Below are 14,264 nucleotides of genomic sequence, written 5' to 3'. Positions count from 1 at the left end.
GGATCGGGTGGACATACGACGCGGACGTATGACGTCCTAGGTCTGGTCAGCAGCGTGACCATAGGAGCGCGCATGGTCAAGGGAGCGTGCGCGAGTGGCGGTTCTCCAGAGGTGCTGGCCAATGTCCCACCGGCGGCACCGTTCCTCAGGCCGCGCGCTGCGCGCGGCTCCGGTGCCGGAGGATGATGTCGGCGTACCGGTGTCCGGTGCCCTTGATGGTGCGGGCCTGGGTGCGGTAGTCGACGTGGACGAGGCCGAAGCGCTTGTCGTAGCCGTACGCCCACTCGAAGTTGTCAAGCAGCGACCAGGCGAAGTACCCGGCCAGCGGGGCGCCCTTGCGAGCCGCCGAGGCGCAGGCGGCGAGGTGCTGGTCCAGGTAGTCCTGGCGCTCATGGTCGTCGACGGTGCCGTCGGAGCGTACGACGTCGGGGAAGGCGGCGCCGTTCTCGGTCACGTACAGCTTGCGTGCGCCGTACTCGTGGGTGAGGCGGAGCAGGAGCGTCTCGATGCCGCTTGCGTCGATCTCCCAGTCCATGCCGGTGCGCGGCACGCCCGGGCGGCGCACCGAGCGGGCGTGCGGGACCGGACCCGTGGGGTCGTCGGCGACGGTGGCCGGGAAGTAGTAGTTCAGGCCCAGCCAGTCCAGCGGTGCGGCGATCGTCGCCAAGTCGCCCGGTTTCTCCGGGAGTTCGACGCCGTACACCACACGCATGTCCGCCGGGAAGCCGCGGCCGTGGACCGGGTCCAGCCACCAGCGGTTGGTGTGGCCGTCGATGCGGTGGGCCGCCGCGACGTCCTCGGGACGGTCGGTGGCGGCGTGGACGGTGGAGAGGTTGTTGACGATGCCGACCTGGGCGGCCGGGGCCGCGGCGCGGATCGCCTGCACGGCGAGGCCGTGGCCGAGCAGCAGGTGATAGGAGGCGCGAACCGCAGCGGTCAGATCGGTGAGGCCGGGGGCCATCCTGCCGTCGAGGTGCCCGATCCAGGCGGAGCACAGGGGTTCGTTGAGGGTGGCCCAGTGAGTGACCCGGTCGCCGAGGCGCTCGGCGACCGCAGACGCGTATGCGGCGAAGTGCTCGGCGGTCGCCCGCTCGGGCCAGCCGCCCCGATCCTGCAGAACCTGCGGCAGGTCCCAGTGGTACAGGGTGACGGACGGGGTGATACCCGCCCCCAGCAGGCCGTCGATCAACTCGTCGTAGAAGGCGAGACCCTTGGGGTTCACCGGCCCGTCGCCGCCCGGCACCACCCGGGGCCAGGCGATCGAGAGCCGGTAGGCGTTGGTGCCGAGCTGCTTCATCAGCCCGATGTCCTCGCGCCAACGGTGGTAGTGGTCGCAGGCGACGTCGCCGCGGTCGTTGTTCGCGATCTTGCCGGGGGTGTGCGAGAAGGTGTCCCAGATCGACGGTGAACGGCCGTCCTCGGTGACGGCTCCCTCGATCTGGTACGCCGATGTGGCCGTACCCCACAAGAAGTCGTGCGAGAGCGCGGCGAGGTCGATGGCGTCGGACACAGAAGTCCTTTCAGGAAGAGGAAGGTTGGTCACTTGACCGCTCCGGCAGTGAGCCCGGCGACGAGGTAGCGCTGCAGCAGCAGGAAGCCGGCAACCACGGGGACGCTGACGACAAGCGAGGCGGCCATGATCTGGTTCCAGTACACGTCGTTCTGTGTGGAGTAGCCCTGCAGACCCACAGCGAGTGTGCGGGTGGTGTCGTTGGTCATGACGGAGGCGAAGAGCACTTCGCCCCACGCGGTCATGAAGGCGTAGACGGCGACGGCGACGATGCCCGGGATCGCTGCGGGCACGACGACCCGGAAGAGCGCGCCCAGCGGGCCGCAGCCGTCCACCAGCGCCGCCTCGTCCAGGTCCCGGGGGACCGAGTCGAAGTAGCCGATCAGCATCCAGATGGCGAACGGCAGCGAGAAGGTGAGATACGTCAGGATCAGGCCGCCGCGCGAGCCGAACAGCGCGATGCCCGTGGCATTGCCGATGTTGACGTAGATGAGGAACAGCGGCAGCAGGAAGAGGATGCCGGGAAACATCTGCGTGGACAGGACGGTGACCGTGAACACGCGCTTGCCCGGGAAGTCATGGCGGCTGACCGCGTACGCGGAGAATACCGCGATCACCACAGAGCAGACGGTCGCCGCGCCTGCCACGATCAGCGAGTTCATGAAGTACTTCGCGAGTGGGACCGTCGACCAGATGTCGATGTACGGGCGGATCGTCAGGTCGCTGGGCAGCCAACGGAACTTCCCGGAGACGTCCTGCAGCGGCTTCAGGGAGCTGGAGACCATGACGTACACCGGCAGCAGCACGAAGCCGGTGAGCAGGGTGAGGACGACCCGGCTCGTCCAGAGAAACGAGCGCGGGGCGGCCATCGGGGACCTAGGCATCGGTGACCTTCCGTCCGCGCGAGGTGAGCACGAGGTACCCGCCCGTGACGCCGAGCAGGAAGAGCAGCAGCAGGCCGGACATCGCCGAGCCGGTGCCGAAGTTCCAGGTCACGAAGGACGACTGGTAGATGTGGATGGAGATGAGGTCGGCGGCCTCCGGTGTGGCCTTGCCGAACAGCACGTACGGCGTGTTGAAGTCGTTGAACGTCCACAGGAACAGGACGAGGATCAGCACCTGGTTGACGGGACGCAGCGACGGCAGGGTGATGCGGCGGATCTGCTGCCAGATGCCGGCGCCGTCGAGGGCGGCCGCCTCGTACAGCTCCTTGGTGATGTTCTGCAGGCCGGCCATGACGATGAGGAAGGCGAACGGCCAGCCCTTCCACACCGAGACGATGAGCAGCGCGACGAAACTGTTGTCGCCGATGAGCCAGAAGGAGGGCTTGTCGGTGAGGTGCAGTTGGTCGTGCAGAACGTGGTTCACCAGGCCGTTGTCATGCTGGAACATGAACGCCCAGGTGATGACGGCCGCGTACACGGGCAGCGCGTACGGGACGAGGAACAGGGCGCGCAGGAGGCCGCGGCCGCGGAACGCGTCCTGCATGCAGATCGCGGCCGCCGTGCCGAGCAGCCAGCACAGCGCCACGGACAGCAGCGTGAAGCCGCAGGTGACGAGGAACGAGTCGAGCAGCGCCTGGCCGACGGGCGCGTTGAAGTCCACGGCCATCGTGTAGTTGTCGAATCCGGACCAGGGGGCGGTGTTCCAGTCGCGGATGTAGAACTGGGTGAGCTCCTTGAAGCTCATGACGATGCCGATCACCATCGGCACCAGGTGGACCAGGAGTTCGAGGAGCAACGCGGGTAGGAGCAGCAGGTATGGCAGTGCCGCGGGGCGTATCCACCCGGTGCGGCGGGGGTCGGGCGCCGCACCGGGGGAGCTCTTGCGCACCGTCCCCGTCCGCTCGTCGACCGCCGGGACAGGTGCCGTGGTGGTCATGCCGGTGTCCGCGCTCACTTCGCCGGCATCTGCTGCTGGGCCTTCTCGAGCTTCGCCTGCACTGACGCGGTGGTCACCGGGCGCCCGGCTGCGGCATCGGCGAACAGCTCCTTGACGGCGGTGCCGACGGCGGTCTCGAACTGGGACTCGTCGGCCACCTGCGGCAGCGCCGCGGCGCTCTGGGCGAGAGTGTCCTTCAGGACGGTCGTCGCAGGGGAGTTGAACGCGGGATCCGACTGGGCGGACTTGACCGGTGGGATGGAGCCGTACGCCTTGTTGAGGATCTTCTGCTCGGCGTCGCTGGTCATGAACTTCACGAACCTGATGGCGCCGTCGAGGTTGTCGGTGTTCTTGAAGACGGCCAGGTTGATGCCCGCCGCCATCGAGTTCACCATCGTCCCGGTCCCCGGGCTGCCGGACTGCACGGGCACCGGTGCCACGTCCCACACGACATCCTTCATGCCGAGGTCCTTGAGGGTGGCGGACGCGGTCTGCCACAGGATCATCGCGGTCTTACCCTTGGCGAAGTCACTCAGGGACTGGTTCTGCGCGTATTCGGCGTTGCCCGGCGCGATGATCTTGTCCTTGGCCATCAGGTCGACGTACTGCTTCACTGCGGCGACCGCACTGTCGGAGGTGAAGTCGGGCTTGCCGTCGGCGGTGAAGAAGTCGGCCCCGTGCTGCTTGCCGAAGACGAAGGCGTGGTGGACGTTCTCCGCCACGTTCGCGCCCTCGGCGCCCAGGCCCCACTTGCCGTCCTTGGAGAGCTTCTTGCCGGCGGCGACCAGCTCGTCCCAGGTGGCGGGTGGCTTCGAGACGCCCGCGTCGGCGAGCATCTTCTTGTTGTAGTAGAGCGCGTACGCCATCGAGTACAGCGGCACGGCGGCCGGGTCCTGGCCCTGCGCGCCCGTCGATCCGAGCGCGGAGTCGACCAAGCGGTCCTTGCCGCCGATTTTGTCGAAGTTCTTGGCGTCCCACGGCAGCAGGGCCCCGGTGGCCTGCAAGGAGGCGCTCCAGGTGTTGCCGATGTTCAGCACGTCGGGGCCCTGGCCGGACGTGGTCGCGGTCAGGATCCGGTTCAGCAGGTCCGACCAGGGGACGACCTCCAGCTTCACCTTGATCCCGGTCTGCTTCTCGAACTTGTCGAGCTCTGGCTGGAGGACCTTCTTGTCCACCTTGATGCTGGCGCCCTGGTTGGAGGCCCAGTACGTGAGCGTCCTCGGCGAGTCGTTGGACCCGCCGCTGTTCGTCGGCGAACCGCCTCCGCAAGCCGAGGCGGCAAGGGCCAGAGACATGGTGACGGCGCCTATGGCCGCGGCTCGGATGCTGCGCATGGCTCCAGGTGTCCCTTTCCGGGAGTCGCGAATGCTGGGAGAGGAGGCTCCGGCACGACCGTGTTCGACTCTCGAAGCCCGACATCCCTTAATTTAGAACGTGAGTTAAACCGTAAGGGAAAGTCGCGTCAAGAGATCCGCAGAGGTATCTTGCTCAGCGGAGCCAGCGAACCAGGGGGTCAAGTGGCAGCGCGCAACGGCCGAACGGTCAGTGACCTGCGGCGTGAGAACCGCACCGCGGTACTGCAACGGTTGTACTTCGACGGGCCGATGAGCCGCAACGCCCTCGCCCCCGCGACCGGACTGAGTTCGGGTTCCATCAGCAACGTCGTCGGCGAACTGCTCGCCGACGGCCTGGTGGAGGAGGCCGGCAGCGTCGACTCCGATGGCGGCCGCCCCCGCACCCTGCTGCGCGTCGCCCCGCACGGTGGCCACATGATCGGCGTCGACGTGGGCGAAACCAGGGTCCGCATCGAGCTGTTCGACCTGTCTCTGGCCGAACTCGCCCGCACGGAACAGCCGTTGGCCACGGGAGGGGCTGGGAGCCGGGAACGCTACGACGCCGAGCTCATCGTCGGCCACATCCTCCACGGCATCGCGGAGGTCCTTCAGACCACCGGAACTGCCCCCGAACAGCTCCTCGGCGTCGGCATCGGCGTGCCCGGCATCATCGAACGCTCCGCCGAGGACGGCACGGTCGTCCACGGCCAGACCATCGGCTGGGACGCCGTCCCGCTGGAACGGATGCTGCGTTCGACGGGCCAACTCCCCGAGCACGTACCGTACTTCATCGACAACGGTGCCAAGACGCTGGGCCAGGCCGAGATGTGGTTCGGCGCCGGACGCGGCGCGCGCAACGCGGTGGTCGTGCTCTTCGGCTCCGGCGTGGGCGCCTGCGTCGTCACCGATGAGGTGGAGCACGGCCGGGCCGTCGAGTGGGGGCATCTGACCGTACGGGTGCGGGGGCGCCGATGCCGGTGCGGCGCGCTCGGCTGCCTGGAGGCGTACGCGGGTGCGGAGGCACTGCTGGCGCGCTGGCGGGAGGCGGGCGGGCGGCCGCCGCAGGACACCGACGAGGAGACCGCGCTGACGGCGATGCTGGCTGCCGCCTACCCCGAAGGCGGCGGCGACCCGGACCCCGTGGCGGCGGGCGTCCTGACCGAGACCGCGGAGTACCTGGGCGCCGGCCTGTCCGACCTGATCAACCTGTTCCAGCCCGAGCGCATACTCGTCGGCGGCTGGGCAGGCCTCCAACTTGGCCCGCGCTTCATGGAGTCGGTACGCACCCACGCCCTTTCGTACGCCCTGACATACCCCGCCGGACGCGTCGGGATCGAACTCGGTCGGCTCGGTCCCGACGCGGTGACCGTGGGCGCCGCGATCCTTCCGCTCGCCCACTTCTTCGCCCGGGGCGGACGCCGCTCGCGAACCTCGCTGCCGGAGCAGTCTCCCGCCTGGCGCAGGACACTGGACGGGCGACTGGCGTAGGCCCTGTCCGGTCGGTCAGGCCGGGCTCGCGTGCCCTGGCACCGCACCTCGCCGCGTTGTCGTCGGTCGCCGATGGCCCCCAGCTACCGCTGGGAGGTGCCCCCACCGCATGGACTCCCTCCTCCGCCTTGCGATGCTCCCCCAGCTATCGCTGGGAGGTGCCCCCTGCACCAGACCCCCGCTCACTGATCCGGCCTGACCGACCGGACAGGACCTAGGCCCGCCCCTGGACCTTGGGCCCAGGGGCGGGGAGCCCATGGCCTACGGATAGTTCACGACGTTGGCGACGTTGTTGCTCGAATTCGAGGGACCACCGGTGTCATTGATGACGTGGTTGATGGTGCCCGTGCCGCCCAGTGACACCGTCACCATGTTGTGGAACTTGACGCCCTGTGTCTTCGGGACCTCGAAGGCGTGCTCGGCGACGACGGACCGGTTGACGTTGAAGAAGCAGTAGCTGCCGAGGCCCCAGGCCTGATGGCTGGTGACCGAGTCCGCGACCTTGTAGGCGGCGTAGCCCTTGGTGTCGCCGTTCATCCAAGACCCCTGGTCCGGCGGGTCGTACGGCATCTCGTTCTGGTAGAAGTACGTGCGGCCGCCGTTGCCGTTCCAGATCGTCTGGTGCTTCTGGTAGTGCTCGACGAACAGGCCGTACATGGTGACGTCGTCGCCGTTCACGATCAGCCCCGTGTCGCCCGTATTGGTGTTCCAGCCGACGCCGTCGCCGTGGTCGCCCCGCCAGATCCACAGGTGGTCGCCGATCACGTTCGAGCTGTTGACCACCAGGCTCTTCGTCGCCTTGCCGACCCCGGCCCCGCCGACCCGGAAGAACACGTCGTGCAGAGAGGTCGGATCGTCGGCGTGTCCGGCGTCGGCGCCCTTCGGGCCCACCTCCATCAGGGTGTCGGAGTTCTGCGTTCCGGCGTCGACGAGCAGGCCCGCGATCTTCACGCCGTCGACGTCGGCGACCGACATCGCGGTGATGCCGTTGTCGGGGACGAGCGTGGCCAGGCCGAGGCCGAGGACGACGGTGTCAGGCCGGGTCACCTTCAGGGTCTCGTCGAGGTGGTGAACGCCGGGGGTGACGATGAGGTTCTTGCCGTCGGCGAGGGCTGCGTTGATCGCGGCGGCCTTCACGCCGGGCTTGGCGATGAAGAAGTCGCCGATCGGCAGCGACTCGCCCTTCGGTGCCCCGCCGGCCCAGGTGGTGCCGCGCGAGTTCTTGCGGAGCTCGGGCACGAACACCTTGAAGTCACCGGCGTCGTCGACGTACAGGAACGGCTTCTCGCGCGTGACGGGCGTCTGGTCGACGCGGGTGTAGGGCGGCTTGGGGAAGTCGCCCTGGGGGGCGTTCTCCGCGCCGACGAACACCATGTTCCAGTTGGAGCCCGACCAGCTGCTCCACTCGGTGTTCCGCGACAGCCACTGCTGCTGCGAGCCGGAGCGCACCTGCCCGTCGACCTTGGTGTCGGCCATCAGCCCGCCGCTGGACCAGCCGCCGTCGTCCAGCTGCAGATCGCCTTTGACGTGCATACGGCGGTAGGGCGCGGCCTGCGACACGGCCCACCGGTCGGCGCCGGAGGCGGGGTTCACGGCCAGGTTCTCGGCGCCGCGCCAGAAGTTCTGGGTGGCGTTCCCGTCGAACCAGTCGGCCTCGGCGTGGACCGCGCCGTTGATGGTGGTGTCGTCGGGGGACAGGCCGAGACCGGCGACCTGAGTGTAGAAGCCGACGTTGGCGTCGACGTCGTACGAGCCGGGTTTGAACAGCAGCGCGTGGCGCTCGCCGCCGAACTGGTTCTCCTCCTGCTGCTTGAAGACGGTGTCGAGCCGGTTCTGGATCGTCTCCTTGGACATGGACGGGTCGAAGATCTCGACGTTCGGGCCGAAGTCCGGGTCGGCCGCGGAGGTTCCGGTGGAGGACGTGGACCGGGAGGCGTCGGGGGCGGCGCCTGCGTTCTGGACCGTGACCGCCGCCACCGCACCGGAGGCCAGGAGGAGGGAGGCCGCGGCTATGGGCAGGACACGTCCTCGGCGGTGCAAGTGGCGGCGCTGCTTCGCTCGGAAGCCTTGCCAGAGGGAGGGACTCATGTGGGCCTTCCTGCGTGGGGGAAGAAGGGTTGAGGCCGGGAGGTGCCAGGGGGCGGTTGCACGCGTGTGGGGGCCGCGTGCACCCGCCCCCTGGTCCAGACTTAATTCGAGGCTTGAGTTAACTCGTGAGGACTTGTGCAGTCAAGGGATCGGTAAGCGCGATCTACGTTCAACTCATGAACGCGGCAGCCGGGTTGAACGCGTCTGCACTGCTTCGACCGGACTCATTCGGGGAGGGGAGGTTGGCCCGCGTCATAGACGAGCAGGCGGCGTTCGGGCAGCAGGCGCGCCTCAGGGCTTGGGAGGTGCGGTCGCAGTGTTCCGTCGTGCATGAGGTGCAGGACCTGAACCTCGCGGGCGAGGACCAGGAAGTCGCCGATCATCTTGCGGTGGCAGCGCCACCACACGGACTCCGCGCACATGACGGCGGTGCGCTCTCCGGCCGCCTCGGTGAGCAGGTCGTCGATCGCGGAGCGGAACTCGGGCGAGCGCATGTGGGCGGCGTACCCACAGAAAGCACGGTTGCGCAGCGCGGTGTCGGGCGTGTCCGGGCGTGCCTTCCGCCAGCCGCCGAGCCGCTTCTCCCACCGGTAGGCGATGCCGGCCCGCGGCAGCCACCGTGACATGGCGTCACGGTTGGCGTCGGGATTGTGTCGGCTGCCCGGCGCCGTCCGCACGTCGACCAGCCGGCGCACCCCGGCACCGTGCAGCAGCCGCGTCATCTCCATGGCGTCCGCGGTGCCGTGGCCGAAGCTCAGCAGTTGCATGTCAGTCACGCGGCCCTTCGCCCAGCGCGGCGCCACCGCCTCGTGGCGCCAGGCTCCGTCCACACGCATCGCGGTAGCGCGCCAGACGGCTTGCATGGTCTCCCCAGCGCTGCTGGGCCTTCTCCAGGAGGACGCCGGGCGACCGGTGTGGGTTTGGCGCCAAGGCCCGTCAGGCGCCGCTGCCGGACGGCGGCCAGACGTATCGGCCGTACGTTCGGGAGACCCGGATCCGCACCACGACCCGCCGCTCCGCGACCATCGCGGAGCGGAACTCCTCCCAGTCCGGGTGCTCGCCCGCGATGGTGCGGTAGATGTCGATGAGCTCCCCGACCGTCGCATCGTGCGGATCGGCGGCCACCGGGGACACCTCGGCCTCGCCCTCCGCCACCACCCACGCGCCCATGTTGTTCGTGGTCACGTGGAAGGACGCCCGCGGGTCGCGACGCAGATTACGAACCTTGGCCCGGTCGTCGGTGGAGGAGATCCGCAGCACACGCTCCTGCGGATCGAAGGCGAAGCCGACGTTGGACAGCTGCGGCCGCCCGTCGTGCTTGAGGGTGGCGAGCACGCCTCTGTGGCTGGTGGTCAGCAGCTCTTCGAGCTTGTCCTGCTCGGTGGTGTCGCTCATGGCAGGCCTTCCTGGTGCGGGGAGTTCCACCGATGTCTAGCCCGTATTGCCGGCGCCCGCCAACGGGGATTCGGCCGCTCGAGTGACTGCCGCGTGCCCTGCTGCGTAACCGGCGTGGCGCCGCACGGAGCCGCACGGGCCGCGTGGCGCCGAACAGGGTCGATGGCGCCTGGGCACATCGCGGGCGCGGGGCACGGCCGAGGGCAACCGCCCCGCGCCTACGGCACCGGCTTCGACGGTCCGCGCTGGTGCGGTATCGCGATCTCGCCCGACTGGTGCAATGCCACGGTCCGCGCGGGGGAGGGAATCCTGATGCCCTCGGCCCGGTACCGCTGATGCAGGCGCTTGATGAACTCGTGCTTGATCCGGTACTGGTCGCTGAACTCGCCGACCCCGAGGATCACCGTGAAGCTGATCCTGGAGTCTCCGAACGTGTGGAAGCGGATGGCCGGTTCATGGTCGGGGACACCGCCGGTGATCTCGGTCATCACGCTTTCGACGACCTCGGTGGTGACCCGTTCGACGTGTTCGAGGTCGCTGTCGTAGCCGACTCCCACCTGCACCATGATCGACAGTTGCTGCTCCGGCCTGGTGAAGTTGGTCATGTTGGTGCCGGCCAGTTGGGCGTTGGGGATGATCACCAGGTTGTTGGAGAGCTGGCGCACCACGGTGTTGCGCCAGTTGATGTCGACGACGTAGCCCTCCTCGCCGCTGCTGAGCCGGATGTAGTCACCGGGCTGCACCGTCTTCGAGGCGAGGATGTGCACGCCCGCGAAGAGGTTGGCGAGGGTGTCCTGCAGGGCCAGCGCGACCGCGAGGCCGCCCACACCCAGCGCAGTGAGGAGAGGGGCGATGGAGATGCCCAGCGTCTGCAACACGACGAGGAAGCCAATCGCCAGCACCGCAATGCGCGTGATGTTGACGAATATGGTGGCCGATCCGGCCACGCCGGACTTGGCCTTCACCAGGCCGCTGATCACGCGGGCTGCGGTGAACGTGACGACCAGGATGAGCAGCACGGTCAGTGTCCGGTTGACGTTCCGTCCGACCGTCTCCGTCAGCGGAAGCGCCGCGGTCGCTACCGCCAGGCCGGCGGCTATCGTCGCCCAGGGCACCACGGACCGCAACGCGTCGACGATGACGTCGTCCCCGCTCCACCGCGTCCGGTCAGCGTGCCGTCCCAGCCACCGCAGGGCCGCTCGCAGCAGCAGGCCCGCCGCGATGCCAGCGGCCAGCGCGGCCCCCGCGACGAGCACGTCGTGCAGTGTGAATGCGCGGTTCACCGGTCGGCTCCCGCTGCTCGGGGGAGCGCTCGTGCTGCGAGCCCGATGTGATGCGACGTCACCTTGCCACCTGTCGTCTCTGGGATAGGCCAATGCGCCGAGTCGTACGCGGACGACCCGACACGAACTGCCATCCTGCCGCACGCGGTGCGGCAGCCAGTTGGCGGGCAGGTGCTCGCACTACTGGATGTGGCGACACCCCGAATCCGTCGGTCTCTGCCGCATCCTGTGGCCCGCTGCCAAGGACCTCGTACAACGGCGTATGGCGCAGTACGGCAAGTAACGGCGCTGCACGCCGCCGAAGGCGCATAACGCCACGCCGACCGCCATCCCAGCGTGGCCCCCGCATGGCTCACCTGCGGCGCGAGGGCTCCGGCCCCAAACGGAGGACTGCGCTGGCCCCGATCGCCGAACGCGCCCACGCGGCTGCCGTATTCACCCAACGCCACACCAAGACCAGCCCCCACGGCCCGTACCGGGGCGAAGACCACGCCCGCAGCGTGGTGGGCCTGGCTGCCGTCCTCGGCCTCGGCACCAGCGGCATCACCATTGACCCCGACTGGCTCCGTTGCCGCACCTGGCTGGCCCGATTTCTCGCTGCAGTGATCCTTCTCTCGCTCTCCGTGCCCGCGCGGAACCCGTTCCGCCCGCGGATCCGGCTCGCGACGTGGGGAGTTTCATCGGCGAGTGGCTGCACCGGGCTGCCCTGGACATCCCATCCCAGGACCAGGGCATGGCCGGCCCGGTGACCCAGCTGTCCCACCGCGACATCGTGGAACGCGGCGTGCGGGAACTGGAACGGCTTCGAACCAAGAACGTCTCCTTCTGGAAGGGCTACTGAGAAGAGGCCGGAGTGATGGACCCCGAACTCCCATACGGGCTGCCGGGTTTGCTGGCTGGCATCTGCAGGACTGCATGTTCGCCGCAGCCGAGCACCGCCCCAGATTGACGGCCATCGACCGGCCGCGGCCGGCATCGACCGGTCCGCCGTCCTCCGGCCCGCCAAGTTCGCCGAAACCTTGGCCTGGAGGTATGAGGTGTCCGAGACGACAGGCGGCACTCCACTCGACAATCGCCTCGACACGCAACTGGCCGCTGCCCTCGACGGTGTGACGTTGGCAGTGGACGCATCGCATGCGACGGTCCGCGACCGGGAGATCACGGCGGACACCGCCCGGCAGCTGCGCCAGGAGCTCATAGGCGTCGTCTACGAGACCTGCCACGTGGGCCACGTCTTCGGCACCGAACGCCCGCGCTCGTTCCGCGACCCCTGGCTCGAAGAGCGGCTAATCGCCGGCACGCCGCACACCACCACGTCCGTTGCGGCCATCTTGCGGCCCCCCGCCGTCGCCGTCATCGACGGGGTCAGGGTCCAACTGGCTACGTCCGCGGAGACGGAGCAGGCGAGCGGGTCGGGCAGGGTGCGGCTGCCCGCCGGGCGTCCGGCCTGTCTCCCGCAGCCGACGGGGGGGTGGCAGGGCGGGGTGCCGTGCGAACGAATCACCTGAAGTCGACGTCGCTGCACAGGAAGAACGTCTGATCCATGTGCGAGGCCTGCCAGATCGTGTAGACCACATGGTGCCCGCTCAGGCCGGAGGTACTGACGTCGATCGTGTAGTTCTCGGCGGGCGCGTATCTGTCGGTCCGGCGCAGCAGTTGCAGGTCGCTCCAACGCAGCGGCTGAGTGGTGGGGTCGAAGCCCTGGCGGGTGACGTAGACGAGGATGTAGTCCGCGCCGTGGCGGGCCTGGTCGTGCAGCCGCACAGTGAAATCACGGCTGACACTCGTCTTCTGCCATGGGCCCACGGTATCCAGCGAGTTGTAGCGGCCGCCCTCGGTCCGGCCGCCACTGCACAGCTGCCCGTCCGGGATCACGGCGGGGAAGTTGCCGCCGGAACCGTTGCGGTACAGGCCGTTCCAGTTCCACATAGCGTTCGGGTTGTCCTGCCATGCCTGCCAGCACATGGGGTCTCTCTGCTTCATCTCAGGGTTCTGGAAGTCGCTGCCCCAGCGCAGCCAGCAGCCGTAGTTGCGGGAGGCCGGGTCGACAACCGACCCGTGTGCGGCGGCGGTACCGGTCCAGGGGATCAGGCAGAGCAGCACTGCGGACAGCAGGCCCAGAGCGCGAAGCGCCCAACGCAAGTCAGCGCCACGGGCATGAGAATGCATGATGGTCTCTCCATCCTCCGACGTAGGGATGATGGGAGCGCTCCCATGAGGGGGATACCCGCCGACTCGTGGCCAAAACTGAGCAAAACCGCAACAGTGTCAAACACGGGTCAGGCCAGGCGGATCATGGTCCAGGACAGGGACCGTCGAGCTTCGGCCACCAGTGCCAGCGGGTCCGTGTTCAGCCCGGTGCCGTCTCAGCGGGTGGAGACGTCGAGACGGCTGATGCGCTGGGCTCCGTCGGGGGCGCCCGGGTGACGGCTGGTCAGGTCCAGGCGGAGCCGCGAGCCACGCACGGGGTCGGTGACGACCAGCCGGGCGTTCCGGTAGATGCCGCTGCCCGAGTACCAGCGGCTGCTGGGCAGCTGGTTGCGGACCTCGACGGCGATGACGTTGGGGGTGCTGCCGTCGGTGTGCAGCAGCTCGGTGAGGTCGAAGGCGAACCCCGTGTATCCGTAGGGGTGACGGCCGATGAGGCGGCCGTTGCAGTACACGCGCGAGTCCATGTAGACGCCGTCGAACTCGACGGAGATCCGTTTTCCGGAGTGGCCGGGCGGCAGGGTGAAGGTGTTGCGATACCAGCCGAGGCCGCCGGGGAGGAAGCCGGTGCCGCTGCTGGTGCCGTGATCGGTGGTTGGGGTGAGCTCGATGCTCCAGTCGTGCGGTACGGCGACTTTCCGCCACGCCGAGTCGTCGTAGCCGGGCTCCATCGCACGGGCGTATGCACCGGTGGGGTCGGTGGTCCCGGCCGGGTTGACCAGCGCGAAACGCCAGCCGTCACGGAGCTCGACGATCCGGCCCCCGGAGGCCCGCGTACGGGGCGCGGCTGCTGCGCCGGCGGCCGGGACGAGGGCTCCGGCGACTGGCGTCGCGGTACCCGCCATCAACAACGACCTGCGCCTGACCGCCATGTGATCCCTCTCCTCAGGACGTGCCTCGAGCCTTCAGGGAGCGCTCCACGTCACTTCGTTGCGCACACAAGAGCCCACAAGCAATCACAACCGCTCGTGATTACACAGATTCTGACGGTGTGACACAGTCGCCCGTCAAGAGTCCGACCGCTCACTTCTGCGCCTCACGCCACATCGGCCGGAAGCCGCCGAGGACCGCCGCTCA

12 protein-coding genes and 1 pseudogene are annotated in these 14,264 nt (G+C 68.5%); 3 read left to right on the top strand and 10 right to left on the bottom strand.

What is annotated here, in order from left to right; all coding sequences use genetic code 11:
* Positions 1-145: 145 nt before the first annotated feature.
* Genes ACTWQI_RS15530 through ACTWQI_RS15515 form a run of 4 tightly spaced genes read right to left on the bottom strand, consistent with a single transcriptional unit; the run spans position 146 to position 4,725 of the window.
* A complete protein-coding gene (locus tag ACTWQI_RS15530; RefSeq protein WP_443270851.1) occupies positions 146-1,543 on the bottom strand; it encodes a GH1 family beta-glucosidase in 1,398 nt (465 codons plus the stop codon).
* Positions 1,540-2,394: a carbohydrate ABC transporter permease gene (locus tag ACTWQI_RS15525; protein WP_443270850.1), complete on the bottom strand. Its 855-nt coding sequence runs from the start codon at positions 2,392-2,394 to the stop codon at positions 1,540-1,542. The genes ACTWQI_RS15530 and ACTWQI_RS15525 overlap by 4 nt, the downstream gene beginning before the upstream one ends.
* A complete protein-coding gene (locus tag ACTWQI_RS15520) occupies positions 2,387-3,391 on the bottom strand; it encodes a carbohydrate ABC transporter permease (RefSeq protein ID WP_443270849.1) in 1,005 nt (334 codons plus the stop codon). Before ACTWQI_RS15520 ends, ACTWQI_RS15525 begins: the two co-directional genes overlap by 8 nt.
* 14 nt (positions 3,392-3,405) lie before the next feature.
* Complete coding sequence (locus tag ACTWQI_RS15515) at positions 3,406-4,725, bottom strand: ABC transporter substrate-binding protein (RefSeq protein WP_443270848.1); 1,320 nt, start codon at positions 4,723-4,725, stop codon at positions 3,406-3,408.
* 183 nt (positions 4,726-4,908) lie between these two features.
* Here ACTWQI_RS15515 and ACTWQI_RS15510 point away from each other — a divergent pair, with 183 nt between their 5' ends.
* The gene (locus ACTWQI_RS15510) at positions 4,909-6,213 is read left to right on the top strand and encodes an ROK family protein (RefSeq protein WP_443270847.1); all 1,305 of its coding nucleotides are present in this window, start codon (positions 4,909-4,911) and stop codon (positions 6,211-6,213) included.
* Positions 6,214-6,474: 261 nt separating this feature from the next.
* On the opposite strand, the gene ACTWQI_RS15505 is transcribed toward ACTWQI_RS15510, so the two are convergent.
* The 4 genes from ACTWQI_RS15505 to ACTWQI_RS15490 form a co-directional block, all read right to left on the bottom strand.
* Positions 6,475-8,301 carry a coagulation factor 5/8 type domain-containing protein gene (locus ACTWQI_RS15505; RefSeq protein WP_443270845.1) on the bottom strand — a complete coding sequence of 609 codons (1,827 nt, stop codon included), beginning with the start codon at positions 8,299-8,301 and terminating at the stop codon, positions 6,475-6,477.
* A 224-nt stretch (positions 8,302-8,525) separates the two neighbouring features.
* Positions 8,526-9,068: a DUF488 domain-containing protein gene (locus tag ACTWQI_RS15500; protein WP_443271039.1), complete on the bottom strand. Its 543-nt coding sequence runs from the start codon at positions 9,066-9,068 to the stop codon at positions 8,526-8,528.
* A gap of 169 nt (positions 9,069-9,237) precedes the next feature.
* Entirely contained in the window at positions 9,238-9,696 is a 459-nt protein-coding gene (locus tag ACTWQI_RS15495) for a PPOX class F420-dependent oxidoreductase (RefSeq protein ID WP_443270844.1), read from the bottom strand.
* 218 nt (positions 9,697-9,914) lie between these two features.
* Complete coding sequence (locus tag ACTWQI_RS15490) at positions 9,915-10,979, bottom strand: mechanosensitive ion channel family protein (RefSeq protein WP_443270842.1); 1,065 nt, start codon at positions 10,977-10,979, stop codon at positions 9,915-9,917.
* A 667-nt stretch (positions 10,980-11,646) separates the two neighbouring features.
* Here ACTWQI_RS15490 and ACTWQI_RS15485 point away from each other — a divergent pair.
* Both ACTWQI_RS15485 and ACTWQI_RS15480 read left to right on the top strand, forming a co-directional pair.
* Complete coding sequence (locus ACTWQI_RS15485; RefSeq protein WP_443270841.1) at positions 11,647-11,820, top strand: hypothetical protein; 174 nt, start codon at positions 11,647-11,649, stop codon at positions 11,818-11,820.
* A 196-nt stretch (positions 11,821-12,016) separates the two neighbouring features.
* Positions 12,017-12,487: a hypothetical protein gene (locus tag ACTWQI_RS15480; protein ID WP_443270840.1), complete on the top strand. Its 471-nt coding sequence runs from the start codon at positions 12,017-12,019 to the stop codon at positions 12,485-12,487.
* On the opposite strand, the gene ACTWQI_RS15475 is transcribed toward ACTWQI_RS15480, so the two are convergent.
* A complete protein-coding gene (locus ACTWQI_RS15475; protein WP_443270838.1) occupies positions 12,480-13,148 on the bottom strand; it encodes a lytic polysaccharide monooxygenase auxiliary activity family 9 protein in 669 nt (222 codons plus the stop codon). The genes ACTWQI_RS15480 and ACTWQI_RS15475 overlap by 8 nt on opposite strands.
* Before the next feature lie 281 nt (positions 13,149-13,429).
* A pseudogene (locus ACTWQI_RS15470) lies at positions 13,430-14,059 on the bottom strand (sugar-binding domain-containing protein); the annotation flags it as partial.
* Between the last annotated feature and the right edge of the window lie 205 nt (positions 14,060-14,264).

This window comes from Streptomyces sp. KR80 (genome assembly GCF_052245555.1).
GTDB lineage: Bacteria > Actinomycetota > Actinomycetes > Streptomycetales > Streptomycetaceae > Streptomyces.
The sequence above is the reverse complement of the archived record's forward strand: the minus strand, read 5'-3'. Positions and strand labels throughout refer to the sequence as shown.

Bases quoted from the DNA above. Each gene is read 5' to 3' on its own strand.
- ACTWQI_RS15475 (WP_443270838.1), bottom strand. From the start codon at position 13,148: ATGCATTCTCATGCCCGTGGCGCTGACTTGCGTTGGGCGCTTCGCGCT.
- ACTWQI_RS15500 (WP_443271039.1), bottom strand. From the start codon at position 9,068: ATGCAACTGCTGAGCTTCGGCCACGGCACCGCGGACGCCATGGAGATG.
- ACTWQI_RS15505 (WP_443270845.1), bottom strand. From the start codon at position 8,301: ATGAGTCCCTCCCTCTGGCAAGGCTTCCGAGCGAAGCAGCGCCGCCAC.
- ACTWQI_RS15520 (WP_443270849.1), bottom strand. From the start codon at position 3,391: ATGACCACCACGGCACCTGTCCCGGCGGTCGACGAGCGGACGGGGACG.
- ACTWQI_RS15515 (WP_443270848.1), bottom strand. From the start codon at position 4,725: ATGCGCAGCATCCGAGCCGCGGCCATAGGCGCCGTCACCATGTCTCTG.
- ACTWQI_RS15495 (WP_443270844.1), bottom strand. From the start codon at position 9,696: ATGAGCGACACCACCGAGCAGGACAAGCTCGAAGAGCTGCTGACCACC.
- ACTWQI_RS15525 (WP_443270850.1), bottom strand. From the start codon at position 2,394: ATGCCTAGGTCCCCGATGGCCGCCCCGCGCTCGTTTCTCTGGACGAGC.